This window comes from Clostridium nitrophenolicum (assembly GCF_055391695.1).
Map to the genome: position 1 here is coordinate 760,977 of NZ_AP042469.1, position 13,069 is coordinate 774,045.

Here is a 13,069-nt window from a genome sequence, read left to right on the forward strand (position 1 = left end):
TTTTAACCTCCAAGCTTGTGCATGTTTGATAAAGCATTGTAGGCTTTTTGTCTTATATTTTCATCTAATTCTATATTATATTCCATGTTTAAAAGACAATTATATACATCTTTTAAATAGGTTTTTTTCATGTTTATACAACTCATTCCGCCACCAGGAATGTAAAATTCCTTATCAGGATCATTCAATTTCATTTGATGAAGAACACCTTCCTCAGTAGCTATAAGAAATCTTTTATTAGAGCTTTTATTAACAAATTTTATGATTTCTCCTGTACTTCCAATAAAATCTGCAGCATCTCTAACAGGTTTTTCGCATTCGGGATGGGCTGCAATTAGTATATCAGGATGCAAGTTTTTGGCTTTAGCTAATTCTTCAGGTCTAACTTTTTTGTGAGTTATACAAAAACCATTCCATATAATAAACTTTTTTTCAGGAACCTGTTCTTGAATATATTCTCCTAGATTTTTATCAGGGAGGAATATTATTTCCTCTTCTTCTAAATTTCTTATTATTTTTAGAGCGTTGGAAGAAGTACAGCATACATCAGATATAGCCTTCACTTCTGCAGAAGAATTTATATAGCATACAACCTTTGCATTTGGATGCTTTTTCTTTAATTCTTCAACACCCTCAGCATCGGCCATATCTGCCATAGGACACCCAGCATCTATTACTGGAAGTAATACAGTTTTTTCAGGAGAAAGTATTTTGGCACTTTCAGCCATAAATTTTACACCACAGAAGACTATTACTTTTTCCTTGCAATCTTTGGCTATTTTACTTAGATAGTAAGAGTCGCCAACTGCATCTGCTATATCCTGAATATCGGATCTTTGATAATAATGGGCTAAAATTATAGCTTTTCTTTCTTTTTTTAATTTTAATATTTCATCTTTAAAATTAATCTCCATACAAGTTCCCCCAGAATACACATTTATTTTACAGATGTATATACACCTGTAAAATAAATATACCACTAAAAGTATATTATATCAACTTGGTTGGTTAATATTTTAAGTTAGTGAATTAAAGTATTTGAAGAAATAAATGTAAAATTCTTGTCAAATAATTTATAAACATGTCTTATGAAATTTTACAAAACTGCATCACATAATATAGTAGTTTATATTATTATATAGTATAATAGTACTTAACAATATAAAGTAGTTTATAAAATAAAATGAACTTATTAAGGAGGTTTACTCATTGGAATTTGATAAAGAAATACTTAAAGGTTATATTGACACAATTATATTATGTGTTTTGCAAGATGGTGATATGTACGGATATGAAATTGCTAAAAAAATAAAGGAAAAATCAAAAGAAAAATTTGAAATAAAGGAAGCTACTTTATATGTATCCTTAAAAAGGCTAGAAAAAAAGAATTATTTAGAAGGATACTGGAATGATGATGAAAGAACCGGAGGTGGAAGAAGAAGATACTACAGAATTACTGAAGAAGGCAGGAAGTATTTTTCAGGAAAGGTAGAAGAATGGGCACTTTTAAAATCATTATTAAATAATTTTATGGAGGTTATATTAGATGAATAAAATTGAGCGATATATCTATAAAATTTATGAGAATTTTGATAATGCAGATGAAGATACAAAAATATTGAAAGAAGAAATGAGAAATCATCTGTATGAAGAAGTAGAAGAATTAAAAAAGCAAGGACTAAGTGAAGAAGAGAGTATAGATAAGGCATTGAAATGTTTTGGAAAAGAGAATTCTGTTGTGAAGGAAATGAACTATATATTGAGAAATCGTAGTATATTTACAAAAATGCTTACTAAGGCAGGTATTATTGTCTTTATTATAGGATGCTTATTTCAAGTAATTAGTATATTCCATAACGGTGAAAACATCCAGTATTTTAGTGGAGATTTAATTAAAAATGGATTTAGAAGTATTTCATATCTATTATTTATGATTTCACTAGCCATTTGAGATATAGCTTTCTATTATTATTACTATCTTAAAAATAATGATTTAGTTGTTATGGCGTTTTTATTTTGTGATTTTGTCATATGTGTACCTTTCTGCTTCATATGGATTTATTTTCCGTACCATAAGATGGCAGGCATGGCTTTTATATTAGGGATTACTTTTATAATAACTTTACTTCTAAGGGTATATTATATTAAAAGAAAAAAATGAAATTATTATATAGATTTACAGCTTTCGGTCAAGTAACCATATATGGCTTTTTAAAGTTTAGGTATAGGTAATATGTACAAGTATAATAATTATTACTGCAGGAGATTATAAATAATACACGTAATAACCTTACATTAACAAATAATGGAGGTGTTCTATATATGAAGATAGGTGACAAAAGAAACTATAAACAAAAAGGATTTAGAGAAGGAACTAGGTTTTCAAAAAATCAGATAAAACAAACTATAGAAAAAAGAGCTTATAACGAAAGTGGATGGAACAATAAAGACGGAGAACAATATGAATAAATAATATTAAAGTAAATTTTAAATTATTAGATTTGATTATTAACAAATATAGTGATAAAATTATAACTAACCAAGTTATTTATGAATTCAGATAATTTTGGAAAGCTTCTGGAATATTTGACGCATAAATAGCACTATCTATACTTTTAACCTAACAGAGAGGAACGCTCTGATCTGAAGGGATTGTAGATTTATAAGTAGGTAGTCGGTATATATTTTATATATCTATAATTTGCGAATAATCTAACTTTCCCTAAGAATACAATGAATTTCCGATTTAAGAAAGAAATCTATTCTTAAAAGAAGAAATTTTAACTAGTCAATAGTTTAAATTTTTGAATTTAAACTGATCTGACAGATAAAGTATTTTAGGGAAAGTTTTTGTTTTTTTGTAGTAATTTTTAAAACTAAGAGAAGATATACTTCACTTATTTTTGAAATAAAATTACAATTTTTACTCAAAATGTTTGTTTAAGCAGACATCCAAAATTTATAATTTTGAGATGATAGCTTACACATCGTGCCGATTTTGATATGGTCGCTTACTCAGTGAGTACTCCTCTGAGTTTACGAAGAGGAGTTTCATACATCACTTTAAAAGAATAATATTTTCAAAAGTTATAGGAGGAATAAAAATGAGAGAGTATTTAGCAGAGGAGTTTATTATAGACTCTGAGATAAGAGAGTCTATAGAAGAGGGAAAGAAAAAGACAAATGACAGAGAGTATGTGATGAGTCTTATTGAAAAGGCAAAAAGCTGTAAAGGACTTACACATAGGGAAGCAGCAGTATTATTAAATATTGAGGACAAAGAAATACTAGAGGAAATGTTTAGTGCTGCAAGAAAGATAAAGGAAACTATTTATGGTAACAGAATAGTGCTATTTGCACCACTTTATGTAAGTGACTATTGTGTTAACGGATGTAAATATTGTGGATATAAGTGTTCGAATGAAGATTTTCCAAGAAGAAAGTTAACTATGGATGAGATAAAAGAAGAAATAGAACATATCGAAGCCCTAGGTCATAAAAGAATTGTGCTGGAAGCAGGAGAAGATCCTAAAAATTGTTCTTTAGACTATATAATTGATTGTATTAAAACTATCTATTCAATGAAATTTAAAAACGGAAGCATTAGACGTATTAATATTAATATTGCAGCTACTACTGTAGAGGATTATAAAAGATTAAAAGACGCAGAAATAGGAACATATACACTTTTCCAAGAAACATACCATAAACCAACTTATGAAAAATTGCATCCTACTGGACCAAAGCATAATTATAATTGGCATACTACAGCTATGCATAGAGCAAGAGCTGCAGGTATTGATGACGTAGGAATAGGTGTACTTTATGGCTTATATGATCATCAATATGATACTGTGGCTATGCTTATGCATGCTGAACATCTTGAGGAAGCAACAGGGGTTGGTCCACATACTATATCTATGCCAAGATTAAGAGCTGCCGATGGAGTAGACATTAAAGAGTTTCCATATTTAATTACTGACGAACAGTTTATAAAAATAGTAGCAGTTTTAAGACTTGCGGTTCCATACACTGGAATGATTCTTTCCACTAGAGAAGAATCAAACTTTAGAGATAAGGTTATATCAGTTGGAATATCACAGATAAGTGCTGGTTCATGTGTTGGGGTTGGAAGCTATTCAGAAAAGAATGCGCTTAAGCATTCTGATGAAAAACCTCAATTTGAAGTAGCTGATCATCGTACGCCATCTGAAATTCTTAAGAATCTTTGCAAATCCGGTTATATTCCAAGCTATTGCACTGCGTGCTATAGAGCTGGAAGAACTGGCGATAGATTTATGGAGTTTGCGAAAAGTGGTACGATTCACAATTTCTGTTTACCAAATGCACTGATGACATTTAAAGAATATTTGATAGACTATGCAGATGAAGAACTTAGGGTAGTAGGAGAAGAAACTATACAGAAAAATTTACTAGATATTCCAGATGAAAGGGTACGTATGGAAACCATAGATAAACTTAAAAGAATAGAGCAAGGTGAAAGAGATTTAAGATTTTAAAGCTTATAATGTAATAAAAAAACACTATGAGACTCATTTGATTTATGAGTTTCATAGTGTTTTTTTATTACAAATTTAATACAAAAAATTATATATTATACATTTCTAAAAAATAATTATTAATGATGATTATTTATCCATAATAGTAATCATACTTTAGTTTAATAAATTAATTACATTATAGGAAAAATAAATCAAATTTTAATGTTATTAAAATTTATGTGGGATATTTAATTAGAAAAAACGGGTAATTGTGAAAAAATAGACAGGTGAAAGAAATTAAAATTCTTTTTGCATGATAAATTTTTTGTTTTTGTATTTATATGACTTATTTTTTGATATTTTAATGGAAAAATAAGTTATTTTTTGAAGTTAAATTATAATTGTACTAAAGTATGGTTTGCAAAAATGAATATTTCAACCTATCCACTCATACTTTTAGATGGTTATGTAGGTTTTAAAGAATGATATATTATATAAAGAATTATCTTTAAATTTAGTAAATTTTGACGATTAAAAGGGGGATGTCTTATGAAAAGCAAAAAATTATTAACGTTAATGCTTACAACGGTAATAGTTTCCACCACTATGTTTGTAGGCTGTGGAGGAGGAAGCACAGCAACCAGTGGAACAAGTGGAAAGATGGATAAGGAACAGTATATGAATTTGGTTTTACAGATGGAGCCAAAAACAATAGACCCATCAAGATCTACAGATAGGTACAGCAACATAGTAATAACTGATACTCAAGAGGCTTTAACAAGATGTGAAAAGGAAAATGGAAAAGATGCAGTTAAGCCAGCAGGAGCTGAAAGCTGGAAAACTTCAGAAGATGGATTGACTTGGACTTTTAAATTGAGAAGCAATAAGTGGTCCGATGGACAAGAAGTAAAAGCTAAGGATTATGAATATGCTATGAAAAGAACATTGAATCCTGCTACAGCATCAGAATACTCTTATATGTTATATACTATAAAAGGTGCGAAAGAATATAACAAAGGTAAAGGTAGTGCAGAGGATGTAGGAATAAAGGCTTTGGATGATAAGACTTTAGAAATAAAATTAGCTCAACCTTGTGCTTATTTCCTAAATACAACTTACTTTAGAGTATTTACACCTCAAAGACAAGATATAGTAGAGAAGAGTGGAGAAAAATATGGTTCGGAATCCGATACGGTAATTTCTTCAGGGCCATTTATAGTTAAAAGCTGGGTTCATAAAAATAAAATGGAGTTAGAAAAGAATCCAAATTATTGGGATAAAGATAAAGTTAAATTAAATAAGGTTACATTAAAAATTATAGAAGATACTCAATCAAGAATGAATGAACTATACAACGGATCCATAGATTCAGCGGATGTTGAGAAGAAAGAATGGATAGATAAATTAGAAGCTACTAAGAAATTTGAGCATGTAGCAGGAGTAGATCCATCATCAGATTATATGTTCTTTAATACTAAAGATAAGCTATTCTCAAATGCTAAGGTAAGAAAGGCGTTTACACTAGCTTTTGATAGAGAAGATGCTGAAAAGACATTATATCCACTTACGAGAAAAGCCTTCTATGGATGGGTTCCACCAGGAATGCAAATTGGAGGAGAAGATTTTAGAACTAAGGCTGCAGAAGAGCCTCTTAAGAAGTTAAAAGAAGAAGTAAAAGATCCTAAGGCATTACTTGTTGAAGGGCTAAAAGAATTAGGTATGGATCCAGACCCAGCAAACTTAACTGTTACTGTAACAGCTGCAGGGACAGATGCAAGAGCAAGACAAATGGAAGAGTACAGGCAACAGGCCTTCCAGAAAGCTTTAGGATGTAAGGTTAAGATTGATTACATGGATTGGGGGATATTCCAAGATAAGACAAAAAAAGGGAAAAACTTTCAATTGGCTGCAATGGCTTGGACTGGAGATTATAATGATCCTATGACAATGCTAGATATGTGGACAACTAATTCGGATATGAATAGAACTTCTTGGTCAAATGCAAAGTATGATGAATTAATAGATAAGGCATCAAAAACTATGGACCAAAAGGTGAGATTTGAAGCGTTTAAAGAAGCGGAACAAATCCTATTACATGATGATCTTCCTATAGCTCCAATAGATTATAGAATTAAGACAAATTATAGAAGAACTTATGTTAAAGGAATGAGCGACACATTATTTGGATCAACACTAGAATTTAAATATGCTTATACTGAAGGAAGAGATTCAAAGTAAAGGTTTTCTTAGCTACAGCAGTGTATTTTAATACTCTGCTGTAGTATTTATAGGGATAGATTCAAATAATTGTTTTCAAAACAACAGAGTTGTTTTGATGCTTAATATGCAATTGGATTGGGGGAATCATCATGCTTAAATTTATTCTAAAAAGAATAGGGTATATGATAGTAACTTTGTGGGTTATTATAACTATAACTTTTGGGCTAATGCATGCTATACCAGGGGATCCGCTATCAGGTCTTGCCAGAGATCTGCCTGCTGAAATAAAGGCTAATTATTATGCTAAATATGGACTTGATAAACCTGTTTCACAGCAATATGTAATTTACTTAAAAAACCTAGTTAAAGGAGATTTAGGTGAATCTCTTACTAATCCTGGTAGAGACGTTAAAAATACTATAAAGCAGCAAATACCAGTAACAGCGCAAATAGGATTGCAAGCTATAGCCTTTGGTTTTGTTGTAGGTATAATTTTAGGAATTATTGCTGCATTCAATAGAAATAAAAAACCGGATTTTCTTGTCATATTTATAGCTCTTTTGGGAGTATCCATACCAAGTTTCGTGGTGGCTGCTCTACTTCAATATTCTTTAACGGTAAAAGTAACCTTATTCCCTACAACTGGTTGGGGAAGTTTTAAATATTCAGTACTTCCTGCACTTGCCTTAAGCTTTGCATCAATTGCTACTTATGCAAGATATATGAGGACAAGTTGTTTGGAAGTAATAGGTCAGGATTATATACTTACGGCGAAGGCTAAAGGAGTATCTGGATTCAATCTAGTATGGAAACACATTGTAAGAAATGCTATACTTCCTGCTATAACTATATTAGGACCACAGATAGCTGGCATAATGGTAGGCTCTTTTGTAATAGAAACTATTTTTTCAATACCAGGTTTAGGTTCAAATTTTGTAACAAGTATTACTAACAGAGACTTTTCTATGATTATGGGAATGACGGTCTTCTATGCTGCCTTATATGTTGTAGCTTTATTAGTAGTAGACATTCTTTATGCTCTAATAGATCCAAGAATAAGACTTGATGGCGCAAAGAGATAGGGGGTATAGTGTAATGGCTGAATTAGCAGAAAATAAGATTAAATCAAAAAAAGAAAAATTCACTATTATAGGTTGTAACGATTTTACTGGAAATGAAATAGTAAGACCTAATATATCATATTGGGAAGATGCATGGAGAAGGTTAAAACAAAATAAAGTTGCTATAGCCTCATTAATAGTATTAGCCATAATAACTTTATTATGTATTATAGGACCTTATCTTACTCCTTACAAATTTATGGCTAATGATTCCTCATCCATAAACTTAGGACCAAGTGGAAAACATTATTTTGGTACAGATGATTTAGGAAGAGATATGTTTGCGAGAGTGTGTGTTGGTGGAAGAGTATCTCTTATAATAGGATTAATAGGTGCGCTTATTGATACTGTTGTTGGTGTACTATACGGTGGAATTGCCGGTTACTTTGGTGGAAAAGTAGATGATATTATGATGAGGATTGTAGAGGTTTTAATTAGTATACCATATTTAATAGTAGTAGTTTTAATGTCACTTATCTTAGGTAAGGGAATAGTGTCAATTATAATTGCTATGACAATTACAGGATGGGTTGGCATGGCAAGACTTATTAGAGGACAAGTTATGCAGATAAAGGAACAAGAGTATGTACTGGCTGCTAGAGCTCTTGGTGCAAGTCCGATGAGAATTATACTTAAACATTTACTGCCAAATACAATAGGAATTATGATTGTTGCAATAACTTTTGATGTACCTGTATTTATATTTGGCGAGGCCTTTTTAAGCTTCATAGGACTTGGAATACAATCTCCAAATACGAGCTGGGGAGCAATAGCTGCTACTGCACAACAATATTTGATGTTCTACCCAACACAGTTATTTTTTCCATCACTATTTATAAGTTTGACTATGCTTTCCTTTAACCTTTTAGGTGATGGTTTAAGAGATGCACTAGACCCAAGATTACGTCAATAATGGAGGAGGACTAAGATATGGAAAAAGTTTTAGAGGTTAAAAATTTAAGAGTATCTTATCATACTTATGCAGGGGAAGTCCAATCTGTTAGAGGAGTGGATTTTTACCTAAGTAAAGGAGAAACTTTAGCTATAGTTGGAGAATCAGGTTGTGGGAAAACAGTAACAGCAAAATCTTTGATGAGATTAATACAAACTCCTCCAGGAGAAATAAAAAAGGGGTCAGAAATATTATTCAATGGAAAAAATATTTTAGATATGCCTCAAAAGGAATTAAAGAAGCTTAGAGGAGAGGAAATAAGTATGATTTTCCAGGACCCTATGACTTCATTAAATCCTACAGCTAAGGTTGGAGATCAAATTGCAGAAAGTTTAATTATTCATAGAGGAATGGGTAAAGCAGAGGCCTTAAAAGAAGCAGAAAAAATGCTTAAATTAGTTAATATACCTAATGCAGAAAAGAGAATAAAGCAATACCCACATGAATTTTCAGGTGGCATGAGACAGAGAGTTATGATAGCTATTGCACTTGCTTGTAATCCTAAAATATTGATTGCAGATGAGCCCACCACAGCACTTGATGTTACAATACAAGCTCAAATAATAGATCTTATAAAAGAACTTCAAGAAAGGCTGGGAACTGCGGTAGTTATGATCACTCATGACTTAGGTGTAGTGGCAGATATAGCTCATAGAATTCAGGTAATGTATGCAGGGAAGATAATAGAAAGAGGAAATACTGATGAAATATTCTATAATTCACAGCATCCGTATACTTGGGCTCTCCTGCAGTCTGTTCCTAGGCTTGATACTAAGCATAAAGGAGAATTGTATTCAATACAGGGAACACCTCCTGATTTACTAAAGCCGCCTATTGGATGTCCCTTTGCGTCAAGATGCAAATATTGTATGCCTATATGTAGAGAGGAAATGCCAGAGGCTACAAGGTTAAGTGGGACCCATGAAGTACTTTGCTGGTTGAAGGATCCGGATGCCCCACAGGTTGAAAATCCAATAGTGCTTAGTGGAGGTGCAAGATAGTTATGAGTGAGAATTTAATAGAGGTAAGAAACCTCAAAAAATATTTCAATGTTGGGAGAGGTTCAATACTTAAAGCTGTTGATGATGTAAGCTTTAATATAAAAAAAGGAGAAACCTTAGGTCTTGTTGGTGAATCCGGTTGTGGAAAAACAACCTGTGGAAGAAGTGTACTAGGTCTTTATTCTGCAACTGATGGTGAAGTATTATTTGAAGGAGTCAATATTCATAAAATAAATAAGAAAGATAGAATTAAGTTTACTAGACAAGCTCAAATTATATTTCAAGATCCATATGCATCCTTAAATCCAAGAATGACAGTAGGAGATATAATTGGAGAAGGGATAGACATACATAATTTATATACTGGCGAAAAAAGGATGGATAGAATATATGAAGTTCTTGAATTAGTTGGTTTAAATAGAGAACATGCATCTAGATTTCCACACGAATTTTCAGGTGGACAAAGACAGAGGATAGGTATAGCGAGAGCTCTTGCTATAGAACCTAAATTTATTGTTTGCGACGAGCCTATATCAGCATTAGATGTTTCAATACAAGCCCAGGTAGTTAATCTTTTAATTAAACTACAAAGAGAATTAGGATTAACCTATCTATTTATTGCACATGATCTTTCTATGGTTAAACATATATCTGATAGAGTTGGAGTTATGTACTTGGGATCAATGGTGGAATTAGCTTCTAGTAAAGAGCTATATGATAATCCAGTACATCCTTATACAAAAGCACTACTTTCATCAATTCCAATTCCAGATCCTGAAGTTGAGAAAAGGAGAAGAAGAATAATGCTTGAAGGAGAAGTTCCAAGTCCAATAGACACAAAACCAGGCTGTAAATTTGCAGCTAGGTGTGCATATGCTAAACCAGAGTGTATGGAAAAGACTCCAGAATTCAAAGAAGTAGAGAAGGGGCATTTTGTAGCATGTCACTCGCTTTAGAATTTAAAAAAGTATGGGTAAATTTATCATGAAACTTATTTTCTAAAAATAAATATAGTTTAATTATAGAATGAGTAGCTTTAAAATAAAGCTACTCATTTTAATGCTATTTTACTTATAACAATATCCCTCCAGTATAAAAGTTATTAGTGCTGGTAAAATGTAATATACAATTATCATTGTGAGTAAAAGAGTGTAAATTTCCAATAACATAATTTGTAATAAAATGATATAATGTAGATAGATAACATTTTCACAAATAGCATAATTTAATATCGAGGAGGAAAATCATGTTTCTGATGATTGACAACTATGATTCATTTGTGTATAACTTGGTAAGATATTTAGAAGAACTAAAAGAAGACGTTAAAATCTGTAGAAATGATAAGTTGACTTTAGAAGATATAGAGGGAATACAGCCAGAAGGAATTATAATTTCACCAGGTCCTAAGTCACCTGAACAATCCGGTATTTGTGTAGAGGTAATTAAAAAATTTAGTGGCAAGATTCCCATTCTAGGAATATGTCTTGGACATCAAAGTATAGGATACGCCTTTAATGCAAATATAGTTAAAGGTGAGGAACCTGTACATGGAAAGGTGTTTGAAGTTTATCATAAAAATAGTGGAGTATTTAAAAAAATTAAAAACCCAGTAAAAGTCACAAGATATCATTCCTTGATAATAGATAGAAAGACCATACCGGAATGCCTTGAAGTAACTTGCGAAACTTCTGATGGAGTGGTAATGGGAATTAGACATAAAGAATACCTTGTTGAAGGTGTACAGTTTCATCCTGAAGCAGAACTTACAGAGTGCGGACATCAAATGCTTAAAAGTTTTCTAGAAGAAGCAAGAGAATTTAATAAGTTTAGGTATCTTCAAAAAAACAGCTAGTCAGTATGCTAGTATATTTTTTGAGAATACCCTAAATAAAAATAAATGGACTGGGGGATAGCTATATGCAGGTTTTAGTTGAAGAAATAAAAACAGGGCTGGATGCTTTTGATATATATTCATTATTTAAAGAGGATAAAACAGCTGCAATTTTAGATAGTGCTATGACATGTGAAAATTTAGGACGATACTCCTTTGTAGGTTTAAATCCTTTCACTACATTTAAATATGAAGAAAAAACATGTACTATAAATGGAAAAAGAGTTAGTGGAGAACCTTTTAAAGAACTTAAAAAGCTCATTAATACATATAAAGTAGAAAATAATACGGAACTTCCATATATAGCAGGAGCTATTGGATACTTTTCATATGATTTAGGAAGAACTATAGAGGAGCTTCCTATTATAGCTTTAGAAGAGGTGAAAATACCTGATTGCTATTTTTATTTCTATGATAATGCTATTATAGTTGACAATCTAGAAAAGAAAACTTATATTACTGCTTTAGGGATATTAAAGTTAAGTGAAAATAGTGTTGGGGAAATAAGAGACAGAATATTAAAAGGGAATAGGGTTAAATATGATGAATTAAATAAAAGCGATACAGAATTTACATCAAACTTTGGTAAAGATGAGTACATAGATACTGTAGAAAAGGTTAGACAATACATAAAAACTGGAGATATATACATCACTAATTTAACTCAAAGATTCTGTTGTGATACAACAAAAGATCCTTATGAGGTTTATAAAAATTTAAGACACATAAATCCGACGCCTTTTGCAGCATTTATGAATATTGAGGACTTCAGCATTGTATCATCATCACCAGAGAGATTCTTAGAGATAAAAAATAATATTGTTGAGACAAGACCTATTAAGGGTACAAGGCCTAGAGGAAGAAATTGTGAAGAAGATTTAAAAAATAAGCTGGAGCTTATAAATAGTGAAAAGGATAAATCAGAGTTATTGATGATTGTAGACCTAGAGAGAAATGATTTGAGTAAAGTTTGTAAGCCTTTTTCCGTAAAAGTTACGGAATTATTTAAATTAGAAGAATACAGCACAGTATTCCATCTAGTGTCTACTGTAGTAGGAGAACTTAGAGATGAATATACTGCAGTAGATTGTTTAAAAGCTTGTTTTCCAGGAGGGTCTATAACTGGAGCACCTAAAGTTAGAGCTATGGAGGTCATAGAAGAATTAGAGCCTACAAGAAGAAACATATATACAGGATGTATAGGGTATTTCGGATTTGACGGAAATGCTGACTTCAACATAGTTATAAGAACTATACTTATGAAAGGCAAAAAAGCTTATCTTGGAGTTGGCGGAGGAATTACATGGGAGTCTCTAAAAGAAGCGGAATATCAAGAAACTCTAGATAAGGCTAAAGCTTTAATGAGAGTGTTATAAGAAAAA

The 13,069-nt window shown here is 31.6% G+C and carries 12 protein-coding genes; 11 read left to right on the plus strand and 1 reads right to left on the minus strand.

The window, feature by feature from the left end:
* Positions 1–2: 2 nt before the first annotated feature.
* Positions 3–914 (minus strand): quinolinate synthase NadA, encoded by a 912-nt coding sequence (nadA, locus tag ACZ5N4_RS03455; protein WP_464207183.1) that lies wholly within the window; start codon positions 912–914, stop codon positions 3–5.
* Between the two features lie 295 nt (positions 915–1,209).
* Between nadA and ACZ5N4_RS03460 the strand changes: the two genes are divergently transcribed.
* From ACZ5N4_RS03460 to pabB, 11 genes are all read left to right on the plus strand, one after another.
* A complete protein-coding gene (locus tag ACZ5N4_RS03460) occupies positions 1,210–1,554 on the plus strand; it encodes a PadR family transcriptional regulator (RefSeq protein ID WP_464207185.1) in 345 nt (114 codons plus the stop codon).
* A complete protein-coding gene (locus tag ACZ5N4_RS03465; RefSeq protein WP_464207186.1) occupies positions 1,547–1,951 on the plus strand; it encodes a permease prefix domain 1-containing protein in 405 nt (134 codons plus the stop codon). Before ACZ5N4_RS03460 ends, ACZ5N4_RS03465 begins: the two co-directional genes overlap by 8 nt.
* A 371-nt stretch (positions 1,952–2,322) precedes the next feature.
* Positions 2,323–2,469: a hypothetical protein gene (locus ACZ5N4_RS03470; protein ID WP_178907044.1), complete on the plus strand. Its 147-nt coding sequence runs from the start codon at positions 2,323–2,325 to the stop codon at positions 2,467–2,469.
* Between the two features lie 635 nt (positions 2,470–3,104).
* Positions 3,105–4,520: a [FeFe] hydrogenase H-cluster radical SAM maturase HydG gene (gene hydG / locus ACZ5N4_RS03475; protein WP_464207188.1), complete on the plus strand. Its 1,416-nt coding sequence runs from the start codon at positions 3,105–3,107 to the stop codon at positions 4,518–4,520.
* 531 nt (positions 4,521–5,051) lie between these two features.
* Positions 5,052–6,740, plus strand: a complete 1,689-nt coding sequence (locus ACZ5N4_RS03480; protein WP_464207189.1) for a peptide ABC transporter substrate-binding protein — start codon at positions 5,052–5,054, stop codon at positions 6,738–6,740.
* Between the two features lie 131 nt (positions 6,741–6,871).
* On the plus strand, positions 6,872–7,804 hold the full coding sequence (locus ACZ5N4_RS03485) for an ABC transporter permease (protein WP_464207191.1): 933 nt from the start codon (positions 6,872–6,874) through the stop codon (positions 7,802–7,804).
* A gap of 13 nt (positions 7,805–7,817) precedes the next feature.
* The gene (locus tag ACZ5N4_RS03490; RefSeq protein ID WP_464207193.1) at positions 7,818–8,756 is read left to right on the plus strand and encodes an ABC transporter permease; all 939 of its coding nucleotides are present in this window, start codon (positions 7,818–7,820) and stop codon (positions 8,754–8,756) included.
* Positions 8,757–8,773: 17 nt separating this feature from the next.
* Positions 8,774–9,796, plus strand: coding sequence for an ABC transporter ATP-binding protein (locus tag ACZ5N4_RS03495; protein ID WP_464207194.1), 1,023 nt, complete (start codon positions 8,774–8,776; stop codon positions 9,794–9,796).
* Between the two features lie 2 nt (positions 9,797–9,798).
* Entirely contained in the window at positions 9,799–10,752 is a 954-nt protein-coding gene (locus ACZ5N4_RS03500) for an ABC transporter ATP-binding protein (RefSeq protein WP_464207195.1), read from the plus strand.
* Positions 10,753–11,042: 290 nt separating this feature from the next.
* Positions 11,043–11,648, plus strand: a complete 606-nt coding sequence (locus ACZ5N4_RS03505; RefSeq protein ID WP_464207196.1) for an anthranilate synthase component II — start codon at positions 11,043–11,045, stop codon at positions 11,646–11,648.
* 65 nt (positions 11,649–11,713) lie between these two features.
* Positions 11,714–13,063, plus strand: coding sequence for an aminodeoxychorismate synthase component I (gene pabB, locus ACZ5N4_RS03510; RefSeq protein ID WP_464207197.1), 1,350 nt, complete (start codon positions 11,714–11,716; stop codon positions 13,061–13,063).
* Positions 13,064–13,069 lie beyond the last annotated feature (6 nt).